Source organism: Streptomyces sp. NPDC001450 (assembly GCF_053597295.1).
The window spans coordinates 200,968-219,643 of the sequence record NZ_JBSFHY010000007.1 but is presented as its reverse complement, the minus strand read 5'-3'; the positions used below and the strand labels follow the sequence as shown (position 1 = coordinate 219,643).

Below are 18,676 nucleotides of genomic sequence, written 5' to 3'. Positions count from 1 at the left end.
CTTCGCGGCTCTGACCAGCTCGTCCGCTTTCCTCTCCACACCGGTGAGGAAGTCGGCCGGCGCGGTGCGGGCGGCTTCCTCCGCACCGAAGGCGTACTCCCACTTCCAGCTCAACCGCGTACTGCCTTCATGGCTTCGTCCAGGACGGCGCTCAGCTCCCGCAGAGCTTCCTGAGAGGTGGCAGGGTCCTCGTCTTCCAGCGTGCTCTGCGCCCGAGCGAAGCGGGAGGACAGGTCGGGGCGGCGGGCGATCTCGATATCCGTGGCCCAGATGAGGACCCAGCTCTGCACGGGGCTCAGAGACTGCCACTCGACGGCTTTGGCGAAGGCGTCGTCCTTCGTGGCCTGCATCTCGTCCAGACGCCCGGGAGCAACGACGGCGAGGGCCGCGCGGAGAGCATCTGGGGTCAGCTCGGGGCGGGGGATCAGCTCGCGTCGTGGTCGGCCATTGTGCTCATGGTGTCCTCCAGGAGTGCCCCCGCCAGGGTATCCGGCCGGGCTTGGAGCGACGGACCTCTTCGACGCGTGGCTTCCTGCCTACTCGGACGAGGAGACGGAGCGCATGGTGGCCGCGCGGCTGGCTCGCCGTTCGATCTTCGAGAGGTCCGCGCCCAGGCACTCACGCCCCGAGAGTCACGGGCCCTTGTCGAGCAGATGCTGGGAGAAACATGATCGGCACTCCTGCCAACCGGGACACCGCCGCACTGGCTTGGTTCAAGAGCAGCTACAGCAGCAGTGGTGACGGCAACGACTGCATCGAGGTCGCCGCCGCCTCCGGTGCGGTGCACGTCCGCGACTCCAAGAACATAGGAGGGCCGCAGCTCGCGCTCGCGCCGGAAGCGTGGGCGGACTTCGTGACCTACGCGTCGGGAAGCTGACCCCGCGCTGCTCGGGTGGCCGGGCCGGGCCACTCCGGTGGTGCCGTGGGGCACCACCGGGCCTGCGTTCGTCTGTCCGGTGTTACGCCGGCTCGCCGCCGAAGCGCTCCTTGTAGGTCTCCAGGTCCTCGTCCGTCAGCTTGGCGAACAGGACCGGCGGGACCGTGAAGGGGGTGCCGGCCGGGACGGAGGTGAGGGACTTCGCCGTCTCCGGGGTGGCCCAGGTCGCGGTGTCGTCCTGCAGGGAGAACGCCTCCCGCATGGTCTTCGCCGTCGCCGGGATGAAGGGCTCGGAGACCACCGAGTAGAGGTGGATGAGGTTCATCGCCGTGCGCAGGGTGAGGGCCGCGCCGTCCTTGTCGGTCTTGATCTCCAGCCAGGGGGCCTTCTCCTCCAGGTAGGAGTTGCCGGCCGACCACAGGGCGCGCAGCGCGGCGGCCGCCTTGCGGAACTGGAGGGCCTCCATGTGCTCCTCGTACTCCGCGAGCAGGCGCGCGATCTCCTCGCCGAGCCGCGTCTCCGCCTCACCCGGTTCGCCGCCCGCGGGGACGTCGTCGCCGAAGCGCTTGCGGGAGAAGGACAGGACACGGTTGACGAAGTTGCCGAGGGTGTCGGCCAGGTCCTTGTTGACCGTGGCCGTGAAGTGCTCCCACGTGAAGGACGAGTCGTCGGACTCGGGCGCGTTGGCGATCAGGAAGTAGCGCCAGTAGTCGGCGGGGAGGATCTCCAGGGCCTGGTCGGTGAAGACGCCCCGCTTCTGCGAGGTGGAGAACTTGCCGCCGTAGTACGTCAGCCAGTTGAAGGCCTTGACGAAGTCGACCTTCTTCCAGGGCTCGCGCACGCCCAGCTCGGTGGCCGGGAACATCACCGTGTGGAACGGGACGTTGTCCTTGGCCATGAACTGCGTGTAGCGGACGTCGGTGTCGACGTCGTACCACCAGGACTTCCAGTCGCGGTTCTCCGGGTCCTGGTCGGACCACTCCTTGGTCGCGCCGAGGTACTCGATCGGGGCGTCGAACCAGACGTAGAAGACCTTGCCCTCGGCCGCCAGCTCCGGCCAGGTGTCCGCCGGGACCGGGACGCCCCAGTCCAGGTCGCGGGTGATCGCGCGGTCGTGCAGGCCCTCGGTCAGCCACTTGTGGGCGATGGAGGAGGCCAGCTGCGGCCAGTCCTTGTCGTGCCGGGCGACCCACTCGCGGACCTCGTTCTCCAGCTTGGACTGGAGGAGGAAGAGGTGCTTGGTCTCACGGACCTCCAGGTCCGTGGAGCCCGAGATCGCCGAGCGGGGGTTGATCAGGTCCGTCGGGTCGAGGACGCGGGTGCAGTTCTCGCACTGGTCGCCGCGGGCCTTGTCGTAGCCGCAGTGGGGGCAGGTGCCCTCGACGTAGCGGTCCGGCAGGAAGCGGCCGTCGGTGGGCGAGTACACCTGGCGGATCGCGCGCTCTTCGATGAAGCCGTTCTCGTTCAGCTTGCGGGCGAAGTGCTGCGTGATGTCGCGGTTCTCGGCGCTGGAGCTGCGGCCGAAGTAGTCGAAGGCCAGCGCGAAGCCGTCGTAGACGGCCTTCTGCGCGTCGTGCGCCTGGGCGCAGAACTCGTCGACCGGGAGGCCCTGCTCCTTGGCGGCCAGCTCGGCGGGGGTGCCGTGCTCGTCGGTCGCGCAGATGTACAGGACGTCGTGGCCGCGCTGGCGGAGGTACCGGGAGTACACGTCCGCCGGGAGCATGGACCCCACCATGTTGCCCAGGTGCTTGATCCCGTTGATGTACGGAAGGGCGCTGGTGATGAGGTGTCGAGCCATCGGGGGCTGCTCCCAGGTCGCTACGGGTACGAACCTTGAAATCGTAGCCGACGTGTGTATGCCGCCCGCTTCCCGTTTTACGGGGTGAGAAGCGGGCGGCATGGGTGGTGCGGAGAGCTATGTTCCGTTATGGCCGGTTGTGGTCGCTTACGGGCGCCAGTTCGCCAGTACGCCCTCGTACAGCTCCGTGTCCGTCAGCTCGCGCGGGGTCGGGCCCGCGTGGAAGAAGGACGTGTTGTCGGTCTTCAGTTTGCGGAGGTAGTCGAAGGCCTTGTTGTCGTGCTCCCCGAAGGCGACGAAGGAGAAGAACACGGAGGGGTGGTTCTTCGCGGCCTCGGTGAGGGACTGGGTGGCCGGGGTCTTCGCGTCGGGGGCACCGTCCGTCTGGAAGATCACCAGGGCGGGGGTGGTGTCCCCGGTCTTCTCGTGGTGGGTGAGTACGGCTTCCACGGCGGCGTGGTAGCTGGTACGGCCCATGCGGCCGAGGCTGGCGTGGACGTCGTCGATCTTGGTCTCGTGGTCCGGGGTGAGGGTGAGGTCGGTGGTGCCGTCGACCTCAGTGGAGAAGAAGACGACGTGGACCGTGGCCTCGGGGTCGAGGTGGGCGGCGAGGGCGAGGGTCTGGTCGGCGAGGGCCTGGGCGGAGCCGTCCTTGTAGTACGGGCGCATGCTCGCGGAGCGGTCGAGCACGAGGTAGAGCTTCGCTCGGGTGCCGGTGAGGTCGGTCTTCTTGAGGGTGGTGGTGGCTGCCTTGTAGGCGGTGGTGAGGGAGGGGGTGCTGGACTTGACTCGGGTGAGGGGGGTTGCGGGGGCGAGCTTGGCCGGTTCCGCCTCGGCGGGTGCCTCCGGCTGGGGCTGCGGTTCCGCCTCGGCTTCGCCTTCGGCGGTCTCGTTCCCACCCGCACCACCCGTGCGGGTCTCGTTGTCGGGTGCGAGTGGCCCCTGTGGGGCGTCCTCGCCGTCGGCGGCCTGCGAGTCGTCGTTCGCGGCCTTCGCCTCGGCTTCGCCTTCGGCTGCCAGCGGCTCCGGCTCGACGGCGGGCTCCGGCTCAGCCTCAGCCTCGGGTTCCGGGGTGACCTCGGCGGCCGGCTCCGGCACCGCGATCGGCTCGGGCTCAGCCGCCGGGGCGGCCTCTGCTACGGGCTCGGGCTCCGGTGCCGTCTCGGTGGCGGGCTCCGGCTCGATCACCGGCTCGGGCTCAGGGGTGGCCTCCGCGGCCGGCTCCGGCACCACGACGGGCTCGGGCTCGGCCACCGTCTCCACCACGGGCTCGACCTCGGTGACGGGCTCCGCCACCGGCTCGGTCTCCGGCTCGGCCGCCGTCTCCGCCACCGGCTCGGGCTCGGTCTCCGGCTCGGGCTCGGTCTCCGGCTCGGGCTCAGGCTCCGGAGCAGCCTCGGCCACCGGCTCGGCCTCGGCGACGGGCTCCGCCACCGGCTCGGCCTCGACCTCAGCCGTCGGCTCGGGCTCCGCCACCGGCTCCGTAACCGGCTCGGTCGTGGTCTCGGTGGTAGGGGCCGTCGTCGGCTCTGCCGGCTTGGGGACCGAGATGTTGTCGAAGGCTGCCGAGACCAGATCGTGCTCGTCCGGCGAGGCCGAGCGGGGCTCGGGGATCTCGGGGGTCGGGGTGGGGGTCGGCTCGGTTGCCGGGGAGGGGATCGGTGCCGGCTCCTGGTGCTGCTGCTCCTGCGAAGGAACCTGTTCCGCACCCTCTGCTTCGGCGGCCCGCGCTTTGCGTGACCGGCCGAATGCGTTCCGCAGGAGAGTGAGAATGCCCATGTGCGCAACCCTTCGCGTGAGTTGATGCCCGTCAAACCCTGGCCAGGACGGACACGTAAGGTTAGCGGCCTGGGATTGCCATCTTGGGGAGGGGCGAGTCTCAGCCGAGTCTCGACCGCGTGTCAGTGTGGCGACGCGATCGCCCTCGCAGCCGCCACCTCCTGGCGGAGAGGTTCCAGGACGCTGCCCGGCGGGCCCGTGAGGCCGGTGCGGACTGCGACAAGGGTTTCCGCCTCCCGTACCCCGTCCGACAGCTCCCTCAGTTGCTGGGACACCTGGGAGATTTCCGCTGGTGATGGGGGCGGGGCTCCGTGTCTTACCCGGACTCGGGCCGCCGTCGTCGCGTCGACGATGCGTTCGACCGCGACCACCAGCGGCCACCAGGCCGCCGCGCGGCGGCCGGTCGGTGGGGGTTCCGTCAGGGCCCGCTGGAACTCCGTGCGGATGGTCGAGAGGTCGCGGTAGAGGCGGCGGCGCATGCGGGCGCGGGCGGCGGGGTCGGTGTCCGGGCCGAACGCCGCCTCGACGTAGACCGCCGTGTCCGCGACCGCGTCCGCCAGACGGTCGCCGACTCGGGTGTGCCAGCTCTCCGGCCACAGGAGGTACCCGGCGATCAAGGCGATCGCGCAGCCCATGAGGGAGTCCAGGAGGCGCGGGAGCAGGAGGGCCGTGCCCTTGTGGTTCAGGATGTTCGAGAGGAGGAGGATCACCGGGGTGATCGCCGCTGTCTGGTAGCCGTAGCCCCTGGGGGTCAGGGCCGGGATCAGAGGGGCGAGTACGAGCATCACCGGGACGTCCCACCAGCCTGGTGGGACCTCCGCCAGTACCGCCGCCGCGATCACCAGGCCCGCCACCGTGCCCAGTGCCCGCAGCAGTGCCCGCGAGAACACCGAGCCGAAGTCGGGCTTGAGGACGAAGGTGATGGTCAGGGCCACCCAGTAGGAGCGCGGGACGGGGACGAGGGAGACCAGGGCCTGCGCGATACCGATGCACAGAGCCAGGCGCAGGCCGTAGCGCCAGGAGTTCGCGGAGAGGACCACGTTGCGGGCCGCGCGGGCCGTGCGGATGCTCAGGGCGGCGGGGCGGCCCAGGCGGTCGTCGATGCCCCGGGGGTCCACGTCGGGGGCCATGACGACCGCGGCCGTGTGGCGCAGGGCGTGGTCGACGGCCCGGGCCGTCTCCGTGGTGGGGGTGGGCAGGTGCGGCAGGGCTGTCGGGCCGGTGCAGCCGGTCTCGATGGCCTCGGCCAGGTGCCGGACCGCCTCCGGGACCTCCGGCGGGAGCGGGCGGCCGGCGAGGTGGACGGCGGGGGCCGCCTCGACCACGGGTGTGATCGCGTTCAACTGGGCGAGGAGCCGGGTGAGTTCGCGGCCGCGGCCGTGGTGGCGGGCGCGGTGGGCGAGGACGAGGTCGTAGGACTGGTTGAGGGACTGGGTGACCTCGAAGCGGACGGTGGTGTAGCGGTCGGGGTCCGGGTTGGCGCAGGCTGCCAGCAGGTCGGCCACCTTGCGGTACGCGGCCCCTACCGACGCGCGCTCCGGCACCCCGGCCCGCAGTGGCCAGGCGAGCAGCGCCAGGGCCAGGACGAGCAGGCCGCCGCCGGCCATCAGCGCCGCGGGCAGCCACCAGGGGTCGGGGAGCGGAAGTCCGGCGCCGATCACGGTGTTCAGGAGCAGCAGCAGTCCCGACACGGAGGACACCGCGCCGATCGTCGAGATCATTCCGGACAGCAGGGCGACGCCGGTGACGGCGGCCACCGCGTACCACCCCTGGCCGTACACCAGGGAGCCCACGGTGACGCCCACCGCGCCGAAGAGCTGGGGGACCGCGATGTTGAGGATGCGCATGCGGTAGGCGTCGGCGGTGTCGCTGATGACGCCGGACAGGGCGCCCATGGAGGCGAGCGCGCCGTACGTCGGCTGTCCGGCAGCGAGCCCGATCGCCAGCGGGAGTGCCATCGCGACTGCGGCCCGGGCCATCGCGGCCCAGTTGAGGGGTGCCGGGTGAGGTTGGAGGTTCCGGACCAGCCAGTCGGGAGGGGCGAGGCTGATGGGGAACTCGCGGGACATGCGCCCATTATGACCGCTTCGCTCCGGCCCGCCCGGGGTCATTTGCGCTGGTGGAGCGTGATGCCGACGACGAGTGCACGGTGGTCGGTGCCGGTCAGGCGCAGGAAGCGGGCGTCGGTCGCGGAGAAGTCCGGGGTGGAGAGCAGGACGTGGTCGATCTGGGCGCCGATGACGGAGGACGTGCGGGAGGGCCAGCTGGGGGTGCGGTCGTGGCCGGCGAGGCGGGCGGCGTCGGTCAGGCCGGCGTCCAGGACGCGGCGGAAGGCCGCGTGGTCCTGGGAGGCGTTGAAGTCGCCCGCGAGGATCGTGGGCGTGTGGCGGTCGGCTGCCGCGAAGGCGCGGAGCCGGCCCAGTTCCCGCTGCCAGAGGCCCACCTGGCGGACGAGCGGGGGCGCGGGGTGGGCGAGCTGGACGCGGACGGCGTGGCCGCGTACGTCGGCCACGGCGCCGGGCATGCCCATCGTGCCGGGGACGCCGGCCGTGCCCTTCAGCGGGAAGCGGCTCAGGATGAGCGAGCCCTGGGAGCTGCCCGCGGCCACGGCCTGCCGGTGGGGGTAGGCGCGGGCGAAGTCCCGTTCCAGCGTGGCCTGGCAGGTGTACTCGCACTCCTCGACGAAGACGAGGTCGGGGCGCAGGCGGCGGATCTGCGGGACCAGGGCGGGGGTGCCGCGCCCGAACTCGACGTTCGAGGTCAGCACGCGCAGGGAGGCGAGGGGCGGGCCGGCCGGTTCCGTGGTCTTCCCGTACGGCTCCAGGTACCAGGCCAGCAGCCCCAGTACGACGACTCCCCACACCAGCCCCGGCCACCAGCGGGCGAGCAGCGCGCACAGCAGACCGACGCCGGTCGGCACGAGCAGCCAGGGCAGGAAGGCGAGCAGCTGCGGCACGGGCGTGATGCCGTCGGTGTCGGCCACCCGGCAGCCGACGACCACGCTCACCCCGGCGAGAAGCAGTCCGGCCGACCAGGAACCGAGTCCGCGCCCAGGGCTTCGTGTCACTCCCCGAGATTACGAGTGCGAGTCGACCTCGGTCAGGAATTTGCCCAACACCTCGTTGAACTCCTTGGCCCGCTCCAGGTTCGGCATATGGGCCGCGCCCGCGACGACGTGCAGTACGGAGTCGGGGAGCGCGGCGTGCATCGCCTCCGCGTCCGCCACCGGGGTGTACGTGTCGTCGGCGCCGACGACGACCAGCGCGGGCACGGTCACCCTGGTCAACAGGGGCCGGTAGTCAGGGCGTTCGGCGCGGCCGCGCAGGGAGGCGGCGGCGCCCTCGGGGGCGGTGGCCGTCATCATGCGGTGGACGTGGGCCTTGACCTCGGGGTCGGCGTACGGGGCGACCATCTTCTCCAGCACCTCGTCGGCGTAGCCGCGCATTCCCTCGGCGAGCAGCCGGTCGGCCATGGCGTTCCGGCCCCGCCTGCCCTCGGGCGTCTCGGGGTCGGGGAAGGTGTCGGCGAGGACCAGGCCCCGGACGCGGTCGCCGAAGCGGTCGTAGCACTCCATGGCGATCTGGCCGCCCATGGACAGCCCGGCCAGTACGAAGGGGTCCACTCCCAGGAAGTCCAGCAGTTCCTCGATGTCCTGGGCGTGGCGGGCGAGCGGGACGGTGCCGGGGGTCACGGGGGAGGAGCCGTAGCCGCGCAGGTCGGGGGCGATCACCCGGCGGCCGGCGGAGAACGCGGCCAGTTGCGGGGTCCACATCGTGCGGTCGAAGGGGTGGCCGTGGACGAGGACGAGGGGGACCCGGGAGGAGAATCCGGGGTTTTCGTCCTCGTACGAGAGGAAGGGGGGCATGTGATCGACCCTAGGTCCGCCCAACTCCTCGGTGCAATAAAATCTTTGCGCTCGGTGCAATCCGATGTGCCGGTACGGCAGGGGGGCTTGTGGACGACTACCGGCGTATCGCCGACCGGATCGCGGGCGACATCAGCGGGGGCCGGCTCCGGCCGGGGCAGCGGCTGCCGCCGCAGCGGGCGTTCGCCCGGCGGCACGGGATCGCCGCGTCGACGGCCGGACGGGTGTACGCCGAACTCGTCAGCCGTGGGCTGGTGGTCGGCGAGGTCGGGCGCGGTACGTTCGTCCGGGCCACCGCGCCGGACGCGCAGCCGGGGCGCGCGCTGACCGAGGCGGCGGGCGGCGCGCCCGTGAACCTGGAGCTCAACTACCCGTCGGCGCCGGGTCAGGCGGAGCTGCTGGCCCCGGCCCTCGCGCCCCTGCTGCGGCCGGACGCGCTGGGTGAGGCGTTGCGGCCCGCCCCGGCCGCCGGTACCGCGGCGGCGAGGGAAGCGGTCGCGGGGCTGCTGGCCGGCGGTGGGCTGCGGCCCGACCCCGAGCGGATCCTGTTCACCGGCAACGCCCGCCAGGCCATCGCCGCCACCCTCGCCTCCCTGGTCCGGCCGGGCGGCCGGGTCGGTGTCGAGCCGTTGACGTATCCGCTGGTCAAGGAGATCGCGGGGCGGCTCGGCATCACCCTCGTCCCGCTCGCGGCGGACGAGGAGGGGCCCCTTGCGGAGTCCGTCGCGGCGGCTCACCGCACGGCTCCCCTGTCCGCCCTCTATCTCCAGCCGACCCTGCACAACCCGACCTCGCTGACCCTGAGCACCGAGCGGCGGGTCCGGCTGGCCGAGGTCGTCCACAGCCTGGGGACACCGGTGGTGGAGGACCGGATCTGGTCCTTCCTGCACCAGGGTGGCGAACCTCCGCTCGCCGCTCTCGCACCGGGGCTCGTGCATCTCGTGGACGGGCTGTCCAAGCGGGTCGCGCCGGGGCTGACCGTCGGGTTCGTCGTCGTACCGGCCGGGCGGGTCGAGGCGGTGGCGCGGGCCGTCCGGTCCGGGGGCTGGAGTGCGGGCTCCTTCGCCCTGGAGGCGGCCGTGCGGTGGATCGGGGACGGAAGTGTTGCGCGGTTGGTCGAGGCGAAGCGGCGGGATGCGGGGCGGCGGCAGCGGGTGGTGGCCGAGGAGCTGGAGGGGTTTGCCGTGCGGGCTGATCCGGCGGGGTACTTCGCGTGGTGGGAGCTGCCTGTGGGGTGGCGGGCGGACACCTTCACCGCGGCCGCGCGGGCTCACGGGATCTCTGTCACCCCCGGTACGGCGTTCTCCGTGGATCCGAGTCGTACGCCGGATGCCGTGAGGGTCGGGCTTGCGTCGGCGGCGGAGGGCGAGCTGGTGCGGGCGTTGCGGGTGCTTGCGGGGGTTGCGCGGGGTGGGTAGCGAAGGGCCGGGGCCACTTCGGCTTCGCCTTCGGCAGGTTCATTCTTACCCGCACCACTCGTGCGGCTTTCGTCGTCGGCTGTGGGTGGCGCCCCCGTGGGGCGTCCTCGCCGTCAGCGGCTTCCGGCTCGTGTGCCTCGGCAGCCGCCAGCTCGGCGTCGATGATGGTTCAGGCGCATGTGTCGCCTTTGGGGTCCGTGGCGATACCTCATCTGGCGGCGCCATGCCGCCCTGGACGGCAAGGCTCAGGTGCTGGCCGCTCCCCGGCAGCCCGCCCGTGCGGTGCTGCCGGCCAGCGTCCGGAGGGACACGCACCAACGGACCGGACCCGGCTGCCTCGCGCAGCCCACCGTCACCAGGGCGTGACCACGATCAGCAAACCCATCACCGGCCACCGGCCACGAGGAGCAGCACTGGGCGCGGGATTCCATCTCCACGCCCATGCTTCCCCACCCAGGTGGGCAGAACCCGCGCCAGACGCCATGTCTCGCACGGGATCGCTCAGCTGATCAGAGACGCTCTGGCTCGTGTCGGCTTCGGAGGGGGGAGCTGGCGCGGGCGCTGCGGGTCCTTGCCGGTCCCGCAGCGCCCGCGCGGGGCAAGCGTAGGTGGCGGGTGAGCCAGGTTGTCAGGGCCACCGTGAGGCCCACCGCCAGGAGGAGCCAGGACGTGGTGCGCAGGGTGGTGGTCAGTGCGTCGTAGATCGCGGCCGCGGCCGGGTGGGGGACGTCGGCGGGGAGGCCGGCGAGGGTGAGGCTGCGGCCGATGGTGAGGGCGAGGATCAGGAGGGCGCCGCCCAGGGCCGTGCCCAGCGCGGTCGCCGCGACGGCGCGGCGGCGGTGGACGGCCAGGGCGATTCCGGCGACGGCGAAGACGACGGCCGCGACGGGGAGCCAGAAGCCGGCGACTTCGAGCACGTGGAATCCCTTTCTGAGCCGGCCCACCTCGCCCGCCTGGAGCACGGGGACCGCGGTGTGCTCCACCGGGATGCGGGCGGCGAGCGGAATGTGGTCGTGGGTGAGCTGCTGCTTGACCTGGGCGGTGACGGGGGCGAGGTCCACCGTGACCGGGAGCTCGCCCGACTCCTCGGCCGGGTCCTCGGCGCGCAGGGCGCGCAGGATCGCGTCGTGCGTGACCCGGTTGCCGGTGTCCCAGGCCAGCCGGAAGGCGCGGGTCTGGGTGAAGGAGCGCACCGCTTCGTGCACGAACGGGGCGACCGAGCCGCGTACCCCGCGGACGTCCATCCGCTGGTCCACCTCGCGCAGGATGCCGTCCCCGACCGTCTTGGCCACGGCTTCCCGCACGTCCGGGTCGGCGGCGAGCGGGGCCATCGTGGTGACGTACCGGCCCGTGTCGGCGAGCCCGTACGACGCCCAGGCCGCCAGCGCGCCGAACGGCACGAGGAGGCAGGACAGGGCGATCAGTACGGCCGACAGGGCGCTCCTGAGGCGTGGGGGCACGCTTCCAGGCAAGGCCCGCTGGGCCCGGGGGGCGAGCGGTACGACTGCATTCGGGGGAAATGTCAAGCCGAACGGGCGCGCTGCCTGGCGGAGCAGGGCAATCCGCTCTCCGGTGGAGGGTTCCTCCGAACGGGTGTTTCCTGGTGCTGGTGAGGAGGGAGTTACAGGGGAGTGCGTGGGCCCCGGCCGGTCTCCGGCCGGGGCCCACGCGCGTCCCGCATACTCGGCTGCTCAGCGGATGCGGTTTCCCTCCGCGTCCTCGTGCGTGTAGTAGCGGTAGAACAGCACGCCGAACACGACCACGGCGAATGCCACGCCCAGGCCCGCGGACGCCAGGACGGAGTGGCCGCGGCCGCTCAGGTTGTACAGGAAGCCGACCGCGATGCCCGTGAAGGCGGCCCACAGCGTCGCGTGCAGCTCGCGCGGCAGCCGAGGGGTCAGGGCCGCCAGACCCATCCAGACGGCCGCGAACACGATCGCCGTCACGAAGCCGAACAGCAGGTTCCAGCCGGTGATGGGCCCGCCGTAGCGGGTGTTGGCCGCGGCCCAGTACCCGTAGATGAGCCCGAGCACGACCGGCACGGCGATCTTCGCCACCGCGTGCGTGCGCTCGCTGAAGACGTCGGGAGTACGACCGACCCGGGTCATGCCACCGGGTGCGGGTGCCGCTTGAGCCATGAGAGCACTCCTCTCTCTCCTCGCCCCCGCCTACCAGAGCACACCTGGGGGGACGCCCTGGCAAGTCGGCCGGAAGAGTGACGAGTGCCCGGATGCGGCGCCTGTGTTCCCGTGTTTCGCTGAATTTCTCCGACGGACATGGAGGGCTGCCCGGCCGTGACGGACATGGAGTACCGGCTCCGGCGGCAGTTGCTGCGGGTCCGGGGCCGGAGCATCGCCTGGGTGCCGCCCCTGCTGCTGCTCGTCGGCATCGTGCTGGTGGACATCAACACCACCGAGCGGTTCCGGATCGTCTCCTGGATCGTCCTGATCCCCGGCATCGCCGCCGCGCTCTGCGGGGTGTGGGGGACGGCCGCCTTCGCCGTGCTGTCGCTGGTGACGTACGTCGTCGTGGACAGCCTCTGGCCGGGCGCGTACCAGGCCGGACTCGCCGACTTCGTCCTGGTCGCCCTCGGTGGTGCCCTCGGCGTGCTGGCCTCCGCCGTGCGGGTGCGCAGAGAACGGCAGATGCTGCACATCCGGGACATCGCCGAGACCACCCGGCGCACCGTGCTGCGCCCGCTGCCGCCGGTCTGGGCGGGCCTGGAGCAGGCGGGTGTGTACCTGGCCGCCGACGTCGAGGCGCGGGTCGGCGGGGACTTCTACGACATCCAGCCCGGCCCGCACGGCACCCGCGTCCTCGTCGGGGACGTGCAGGGCAAGGGCCTCGGCGCGGTGGAGACGGCGGCCGCGCTGCTCGGCACCTTCCGGGAGGCCGGCTACCACGAGGCGGACCTGGCGACCGTCGCCGAGCGGCTCGAGGTGCGCATGGTCCGGCACCGCGGGCACACCACCGCCCTCGGCGGGGACGACGGCGACCGCTTCGCCACGGCCGTCCTGCTCGGCTTCCCCGAGGACGCCCCGGACACGATCGAGCTGATCAACCTCGGGCACGAGCCCCCGCTCGCCGTCGGACCGCACGGGGTGCGCACCCTGCCCAGCGGCGACGGCCTGCCGCTCGGCTTCGGTGACCTCGTGCCCGAATGCCCGCCGCTGCACCGGGTGCCGCTGGGGCGCGAGGAGACCCTGCTCATGGTGACCGACGGGGTGACCGAGGCGCGGGATGCCGCCGGGGAGTTCTACCCGCTGGCCCGGGAGGTGGCCCGGGCGGTCGAGGCCGACCCGGGGCGGGCCGAGCCACGGAGGCTGGTCCGCCGGGTCCGTGACGGCGTGCTGCTGCACAGCGGCGGCCGCCTGGAGGACGACACCACGGTCTTCGCCGTCCGGCGGGCGGGCGAAGACCCCGTACGGGGACGTTTGCAGTCCTGAGACGCGCCTTTGCAGCAGCAGCGGTTACGGTGCTGGCTGTAGGGCGATCTACAGGGGAGGGACGATGCCCGGAACCGTGCTGCTGCTCGCGGCCTCGCCACTGGGCCGGGGGCGCCTGGTGGACGCGGCCGCAGTGCTGCCCGTGCTGGCCGCGGTCGCCCCTGCCGTGCTGTCCGGCACCGACACCGCGAACGTGGTCGAACTCGCCGACCCGCTGGAGCCGCAGGCCGTCCTCACCCGGCTGCGCGCCGCCGCGGCCGCGCCCGGCCCGCTCACCGTGTACATCACCGGGCAACTCCACCTGGACCGCCGCCAGCACCAGCCCCACCTGGCCCTGGCCCGCACGACCCCGGCCACGGTGCGGTACACGGCACTGCCGTGGCACTGGATCAGAGAGGAACTGCGGCTGCGCTCCGCGGGGTCCACGGCACTCTTCGTCGACCTGCACGCGGACGCCGAGACCTGGCAGCACCTCGCCCAGCGGCCGCTCGACTCGGGCCGCACCAGCGCGGTGTACGGCCGCATCGCACCCCCCTCCGGCCGGCGGGGCCTGGCCGAGCCGTCGTACATGAAGGCGGTGGCGACGCTGTTGCGCAGTGGACACCGGCCGCCGCTGGAGCAGTTGCACCAACAGGCGTTGGCCCGGACAGCGGACGAGGCGGCGACGAACATCCTGCTCACCGCTCAGCCCCGGCCGAGCGGCGATCCCCACGCCGCCATCAGCGCCGCCGTCCAGGCCGGGCGGCATGCCGACGCCGACGCGCTCGCCGCTCAGCATGAGCAGGCCGCCGTGCGTGGCTACGGGCCCGCCTCCGACGAGGCGTTGCACTGGGCCGAAGTCCGGGCCGATCTGGCGATGTTCGCGGGGGACTCGGTGCGCAGCTGCCGGGCCTGGCTGACTGTGGCGGGGGTGCGGCTCGCTGCCGGGCAGGCGGTGGACGCGCTCGCCGTGGAGGCGGCCGTGGACCGGGCCCACCACCAGTGGGGGTGCATCAAGGACGCGGCGCGGGCCCGTGAACTCGGACCCGCGCTCGCGGAGTTGAGGCTTCGGGTGCCGGGCCGCCGGCAGGGCGCGCTGGAGAATGTCCAGCGGCACCTGCGGCAGCTCCAGTCGGCCCGGTAGCGGCCTCAGCTGGTGAAGGTGAAGTACTTCCAGGCGCCGTGCGTCGTGGAGTTCACCGTGTCACCCGAGGAGCCGTTGATGTACGACGAGCGGACCCGGAACCGCCAGCCGACGTCCTGGCCGTGGTCGCCGGTGATCTGCACCTTGGACACGCCGTCGGAGCCCAGCGCGAAGTACGCGGGGTCGCCGGGGTACCACCTGCCCTGGTAGTGCACCTCGAACTCGAACTTCTGCTTACGGCCCGGGAAGTACGGCATCTTCGTCGTGATCAGCGGGTTCTTCGTCTTGTGGAAGAAGTAGTAGGTGTGGCTCCACGAGCTCTGCGCCTTGTAGTAGCCGCTGACCGACGTGGACACGCTCACCTTGGCGCCGACCGTGCTGGAGACCGAGCGGGGCTGGTAGCGGGCGTCGCCCGCGAACTTCGCCGTGACCTTGGTGTCCCGCTTCAGGTCCAGCGTGACCGACAGGTTGCCGTCGGAGTTGACCTTGCCGGACTTCACCAGCTTGTTCGGCTTGTCGGAGCCGAACGGGTCGGCCCAGATCTCCACCGTGCGGTTCTTGTAGGTCGTCCCCAGGTGGGCCGTGAACTTCACGTCCTTGCCGTAGGAGTACACCTTGCCGTTGTTGTTGACCGACAGCGTCGGCTTGGCGCGGGAGACGTCCACGGTGTCGGTGCCGGAGCCCGCCGCGTGGTCGGCGTCGCCCGCGTAGGCCACCTTGTACTTCACCTTGCCGCCGGCCGGCGGGGTGTCGGTGAAGGAGTAGCCGCCGTCGGCCTTGACCGTCACCGAGGGCAGGGTCTTGCCGTTCGGGGAGTCCAGGTCGGTGCGGGTGACGGTCAGCTTGGCGTCGGCGGGGAGGGCGACCTTCGAGGTGACCTTGCCCTTGACCGTGAGCTGCTTGGCGCGGGCCGCGGTGGCCGGGGCGTCCACCGTGACGGTGGTCGTCGCCTTGGTCGGAGCGTCGAAGGCACGCAGGGAGTAGACGCCGTCGCTGTTGTACGACACTGCGAACAGCCGGGAGGCGTCGGGCGCCCAGGCGAGGGCGGAGTCGGCGAGTTCGTCGGAACCGCTGGTGTGGCCCGTGTTCGGGAAGTCGTACTCGCGCACCGACGTGGTGGCGCTCGGCTTGTAGACGAAGATGTCCGGGTTGTACCAGCCGTCGACGCCCGCAGCGACCGTCCCGTCCGGGGCGACGGCCACGGCGTTCGGGTAGGTGGCGCTGGCGTAGCTGCCGTCCGCCGTGAGGTCGGCGGTCTTGAACACCGGGTGGTGGTACGGGTATCCGCTGGCCACGACGACGTCCTGGCCGTTCGGCGTGACGGCGATGTCCCGCGTGTTCTCGCCGGCGCTGGTGGAGGCGAGCTTGCTCGGCGTGCCGGACGTGACGTCGTACGAGACGACCTTGCCGGAGCTGTCCCCGGTCTGCGCCCCGACCAGGGTGTTCGAGCCGGGCGCCGCGTCGAGGACCGGCGCGCTGTACCAGCCGTTGTCCAGGTCCAGGGTGACCTCGTGCTGCTCGCTCGCGAGGTCGACGGAACCGATGTTGCCCGCGGCGGCGCCGCCGTAGCCGAACCACAGCTTGCCGCCCGCGAGTGCGACGCTGCGCGGCTGGTCGGCCTTGACCTCGTACCGGGTGGTCTCGGTGTCGGTGGTGGTGTCGAAGACCGCGATGGCGTCGAGCCCCGGCACGGCCGCGTAGAGCGTGCCGGAGTCGGCGGACAGTTCGAGGCCGCTCACGCCGGTCAGGTTCGTGCTGAGCTGCTTGACGACGTTGCCGGCGTAGTCGGTGACGACGATCTTGCCGTTGCCCGGGTCGCTGACGAAGACCTGGTGGTGCACTCCGTCGACCACGATGTCGGCGGTCTGCTTGACCGGCAGGATCTTGGTGGAGTCGGCGGCTGCCGGCGTGGCGGCGAGCGCCGCCGAGCTGAAGAGGACGGCCAGAGTGGTGGCAGTCGTGAGGGTGCGCATACGCACGCTGATTCGAACCCCCCGGAACGAATGAGTGAGGTGAGCGCCACGCGGCACGGCTGATGTGCGAGCCCCCTGTGTGCCGTGCGTGGCGGATGAGTGAAGACTAGGTGGCGAAGACTAGGTCATGCCACTGACAAAAAGGCGAGTGCCCCCGAGACCAGGGTCCGCACACCCGGGACAACCGTGGACAGGCCGGGCGCGAAGTGGAGGCTGTGGTCGCTCGGCACGGCCGAGAACCCGCACCGCCCACGGCCCGGCGCCGGAAGGGCGATCAGGGCTACCAAGTGAACCCCTTCTGCACCTCCATGCACGCGTCCTCCTTGTCGCCGGGAAGCACGGCCGCCGTCGAGGGCGCCTTGTCCGGGCTCTTGCTCTTCGGGTAGGTGTCGCCGGTGCGCCAGTCCGCGCCGACGATCAGGGTGACGCCCGAGACGTCGGTCGACCGGTGCACCTGGCCCAGCGGGACGCCGAGCGCCTTGGCCACGGCCTGGGCGTCGCCCTCCAGATCGGCGCTGGGGTAGAGGAGAAGGGTCTTGGCCTCGGTGGCCGCGGTGATGTCCGCCTCGGCCTGGGTGAACCCCTTGCCCCGCAGGACCTGGGTGACCGCGCTCGCCCGCTGGGGGGCCGGGGCCTCGGTGGTGGTCCCGGTGCCGTTGCGGACCTGGACCGCGAGGGCACCGGCCGGGGCCGCGGGGTCCTTCGACGTCTGCTCGGTCCTGTGCTTGGCCGCGCGGCCGTCCAGCGGGGTGTCGTCGCGGACCATGGAGAGGAGCTGGTCGGCGTCCTCGGAGTCGGGCACCAGCCGGTTGTGGTCCTGCGACCACTGCACGGTGGGCAGCGTCGTCATCGTGATGCGCTTGGTCGGGACCTTCTGCAGTTCCCCGGACAGGTCGTACAGCTTCTTGACCGTGCCGAGGCCCTCGTCGACCGTGAGCGCCTTCGTCGCGGCCTCCGCGAGCCTGCGCATCTCGGTGGGGTTGCCCAGCGTCGCGTTCGCGCGCAACTGGCGGACCATCGAGTTCATGTACATGTGCTGGGCGTGGGTGCGGGCGACGTCGGTGCCGTCCTCGAAGCCGTAGCGGGTGCGCAGCCACTGCAGGGCCTGTTCGCCCTTGACCGGGTGGGTGCCCGCCTCCAGTTTCAGGCCCGAGCCGTGGCCGTCGGAGGTGTGCGAGTAGACGTTCTGCCTGACGCACACGGGGACGCCGCCGATGGCGTCCGCCATGTCGACCACCCCGGAGAAGTCGACCATCATGAAGTGGTCGATGTGGATGTCGGTGAGCTTCTCCCAGGTGGCGACGGTGCAGCCCGGGCCGCCGCGGCCCAGCGACTCGTTCGCCATGGCCAGCGAGAGCGCGTCGTACACCTTGTTGTCCGGGTCGGTGCACTTGGGGATCGGGATCATCGTGTCGCGCGGGAGGCTGACCACGGACATGTTGCTGCGGTCGGCCGAGACGTGCAGCAGCATCTGCACGTCGGCGAGCGGCGGGCGGCCCACGTCGGCCTTGGACCCGCCGAGCTTCAGGTCCTTCGCGGTGTTCCGGCTGTCCGAGCCGATCATCAGGATGTTCAGCGGGGTCTGGCCGTCGGCGTTCGGGGTCGCCTCGGGCGCGGCGGAGTCGCCGAGGTTCAGCCTGGCCTTCTTGATGTTGGCGTTGAGGTGCTCGTAGTAGAGGTAACCCGCGCCCGCGGTGCCGAGTATGACGACGGCCAGGGTGGCCGCCGACCAGCGCAGTATCCGACGCTTGGGGCGTGGGGCGTCGGGTCCGGTGCCGCCGTGTCCGCGGCTGCCGCCACCGCCGTGCCGCTCCCGGTCCTTCGGCCGCGCCTGCGCGTCCAGCGTCATTCCCCTGCCCTTCCCGCCCTGACGAAGCGCACGTTGACCTCGTCGCGGCTGCACCGGATCGCACACACTAACGGCGAGGTCATCCATGCAGGGGCGGGTGGTGAGATATGCCACTCGCGTACAACCTTCTCCGGGGTTGACGAACTGCCCCGGTTTCTTTGGCGGTTGTGCTCGGACTTCGCTTCCGGGAAGCCGCCGCCGGGCCGTTTGCCGGGCTTACGTCGACGTACGTGCCCGATGCGCCGTACCGGAGAATCCGTCAGGGCTGAGCCCGGTGCACGGCCGGCGGGCTCGGCGGGGCGTCCGCCGCCCGGGCCGGGCCGGCGTTCGCCGCCGTGATCAGTGCCGCGACCGCGAGCACGGCCGCTGCCAGGCCCCGGGCGGCCGGGGTGCCCCCGCTCGGGCGGGGCCGGAAGGGAGGCGGTGCGCTGGGGCGTCCGTAGGGTGCGGATGTACGTCCGTGCACGGTGACCTCCCAACAACAGCGGCCTCTTAAGCATGTTTAATTCGCCGTTTAACCTAGGGGTGCGAGACCCGAACGGCAAGAG

The 18,676-nt window shown here is 71.7% G+C and carries 15 protein-coding genes and 1 pseudogene; 5 read left to right on the top strand and 11 right to left on the bottom strand.

Going from position 1 to position 18,676, the window contains the following annotated elements; genetic code table 11:
* Window positions 1-110 precede the first annotated feature (110 nt).
* Window positions 111-350, bottom strand: coding sequence for a hypothetical protein (locus ACWC5O_RS10190; protein WP_450581228.1), 240 nt, complete (start codon window positions 348-350; stop codon window positions 111-113).
* Between the two features lie 163 nt (window positions 351-513).
* Here ACWC5O_RS10190 and ACWC5O_RS10185 point away from each other — a divergent pair.
* Together ACWC5O_RS10185 and ACWC5O_RS10180 are read left to right on the top strand one after the other, a co-directional pair.
* Window positions 514-606 (top strand): annotated as a pseudogene (locus ACWC5O_RS10185) (transcriptional regulator); the annotation flags it as partial.
* 61 nt (window positions 607-667) lie between these two features.
* Window positions 668-877, top strand: coding sequence for a DUF397 domain-containing protein (locus tag ACWC5O_RS10180; RefSeq protein WP_450581227.1), 210 nt, complete (start codon window positions 668-670; stop codon window positions 875-877).
* A gap of 82 nt (window positions 878-959) precedes the next feature.
* On the opposite strand, the gene metG is transcribed toward ACWC5O_RS10180, so the two are convergent.
* The 5 genes from metG to ACWC5O_RS10155 form a co-directional block, all read right to left on the bottom strand.
* On the bottom strand, window positions 960-2,675 hold the full coding sequence (metG, locus tag ACWC5O_RS10175) for a methionine--tRNA ligase (protein WP_450581226.1): 1,716 nt from the start codon (window positions 2,673-2,675) through the stop codon (window positions 960-962).
* A 147-nt stretch (window positions 2,676-2,822) separates the two neighbouring features.
* Window positions 2,823-4,454 (bottom strand): VWA domain-containing protein, encoded by a 1,632-nt coding sequence (locus tag ACWC5O_RS10170; protein WP_450581225.1) that lies wholly within the window; start codon window positions 4,452-4,454, stop codon window positions 2,823-2,825.
* A gap of 122 nt (window positions 4,455-4,576) precedes the next feature.
* Window positions 4,577-6,523, bottom strand: a complete 1,947-nt coding sequence (locus ACWC5O_RS10165) for an FUSC family protein (protein WP_450581224.1) — start codon at window positions 6,521-6,523, stop codon at window positions 4,577-4,579.
* A gap of 38 nt (window positions 6,524-6,561) precedes the next feature.
* Window positions 6,562-7,521 carry an endonuclease/exonuclease/phosphatase family protein gene (locus ACWC5O_RS10160; protein WP_450581223.1) on the bottom strand — a complete coding sequence of 320 codons (960 nt, stop codon included), beginning with the start codon at window positions 7,519-7,521 and terminating at the stop codon, window positions 6,562-6,564.
* A gap of 9 nt (window positions 7,522-7,530) precedes the next feature.
* Window positions 7,531-8,319, bottom strand: a complete 789-nt coding sequence (locus tag ACWC5O_RS10155) for an alpha/beta fold hydrolase (RefSeq protein ID WP_450581222.1) — start codon at window positions 8,317-8,319, stop codon at window positions 7,531-7,533.
* 89 nt (window positions 8,320-8,408) lie between these two features.
* Between ACWC5O_RS10155 and ACWC5O_RS10150 the strand changes: the two genes are divergently transcribed.
* On the top strand, window positions 8,409-9,737 hold the full coding sequence (locus tag ACWC5O_RS10150; protein WP_450581221.1) for an aminotransferase-like domain-containing protein: 1,329 nt from the start codon (window positions 8,409-8,411) through the stop codon (window positions 9,735-9,737).
* A 509-nt stretch (window positions 9,738-10,246) separates the two neighbouring features.
* Here ACWC5O_RS10150 and ACWC5O_RS10145 read toward each other — a convergent pair.
* The gene (locus tag ACWC5O_RS10145; RefSeq protein ID WP_450581220.1) at window positions 10,247-11,197 is read right to left on the bottom strand and encodes a hypothetical protein; all 951 of its coding nucleotides are present in this window, start codon (window positions 11,195-11,197) and stop codon (window positions 10,247-10,249) included.
* Window positions 11,198-11,428: 231 nt separating this feature from the next.
* Window positions 11,429-11,875: a hypothetical protein gene (locus ACWC5O_RS10140; protein ID WP_450581219.1), complete on the bottom strand. Its 447-nt coding sequence runs from the start codon at window positions 11,873-11,875 to the stop codon at window positions 11,429-11,431.
* Window positions 11,876-12,040: 165 nt separating this feature from the next.
* Between ACWC5O_RS10140 and ACWC5O_RS10135 the strand changes: the two genes are divergently transcribed.
* Window positions 12,041-13,183 (top strand): PP2C family protein-serine/threonine phosphatase, encoded by a 1,143-nt coding sequence (locus ACWC5O_RS10135; protein ID WP_450581594.1) that lies wholly within the window; start codon window positions 12,041-12,043, stop codon window positions 13,181-13,183.
* Window positions 13,184-13,247: 64 nt separating this feature from the next.
* Window positions 13,248-14,306, top strand: a complete 1,059-nt coding sequence (locus tag ACWC5O_RS10130) for a hypothetical protein (protein ID WP_450581218.1) — start codon at window positions 13,248-13,250, stop codon at window positions 14,304-14,306.
* Between the two features lie 5 nt (window positions 14,307-14,311).
* Here the strand turns inward: ACWC5O_RS10130 and ACWC5O_RS10125 are convergent, their stop codons facing one another.
* The 3 genes from ACWC5O_RS10125 to ACWC5O_RS10115 form a co-directional block, all read right to left on the bottom strand.
* Entirely contained in the window at window positions 14,312-16,285 is a 1,974-nt protein-coding gene (locus ACWC5O_RS10125) for an Ig-like domain repeat protein (protein WP_450581217.1), read from the bottom strand.
* A gap of 274 nt (window positions 16,286-16,559) precedes the next feature.
* On the bottom strand, window positions 16,560-18,128 hold the full coding sequence (locus ACWC5O_RS10120) for an LCP family protein (RefSeq protein ID WP_450581216.1): 1,569 nt from the start codon (window positions 18,126-18,128) through the stop codon (window positions 16,560-16,562).
* A 259-nt stretch (window positions 18,129-18,387) separates the two neighbouring features.
* The gene (locus tag ACWC5O_RS10115) at window positions 18,388-18,594 is read right to left on the bottom strand and encodes a hypothetical protein (protein WP_450581215.1); all 207 of its coding nucleotides are present in this window, start codon (window positions 18,592-18,594) and stop codon (window positions 18,388-18,390) included.
* Window positions 18,595-18,676 lie beyond the last annotated feature (82 nt).

What these genes read in the sequence shown, in the direction of transcription:
- ACWC5O_RS10190 (WP_450581228.1), bottom strand. Translation starts at nt 350, where the DNA reads ATGCAGGCCACGAAGGACGACGCCTTCGCCAAAGCCGTCGAGTGGCAG.
- ACWC5O_RS10180 (WP_450581227.1), top strand. Translation starts at nt 668, where the DNA reads ATGATCGGCACTCCTGCCAACCGGGACACCGCCGCACTGGCTTGGTTC.
- metG (WP_450581226.1), bottom strand. Translation starts at nt 2,675, where the DNA reads ATGGCTCGACACCTCATCACCAGCGCCCTTCCGTACATCAACGGGATC.
- ACWC5O_RS10170 (WP_450581225.1), bottom strand. Translation starts at nt 4,454, where the DNA reads ATGGGCATTCTCACTCTCCTGCGGAACGCATTCGGCCGGTCACGCAAA.
- ACWC5O_RS10165 (WP_450581224.1), bottom strand. Translation starts at nt 6,523, where the DNA reads ATGTCCCGCGAGTTCCCCATCAGCCTCGCCCCTCCCGACTGGCTGGTC.
- ACWC5O_RS10155 (WP_450581222.1), bottom strand. Translation starts at nt 8,319, where the DNA reads ATGCCCCCCTTCCTCTCGTACGAGGACGAAAACCCCGGATTCTCCTCC.
- ACWC5O_RS10140 (WP_450581219.1), bottom strand. Translation starts at nt 11,875, where the DNA reads ATGGCTCAAGCGGCACCCGCACCCGGTGGCATGACCCGGGTCGGTCGT.
- ACWC5O_RS10135 (WP_450581594.1), top strand. Translation starts at nt 12,041, where the DNA reads ATGGAGTACCGGCTCCGGCGGCAGTTGCTGCGGGTCCGGGGCCGGAGC.
- ACWC5O_RS10130 (WP_450581218.1), top strand. Translation starts at nt 13,248, where the DNA reads ATGCCCGGAACCGTGCTGCTGCTCGCGGCCTCGCCACTGGGCCGGGGG.
- ACWC5O_RS10120 (WP_450581216.1), bottom strand. Translation starts at nt 18,128, where the DNA reads ATGACGCTGGACGCGCAGGCGCGGCCGAAGGACCGGGAGCGGCACGGC.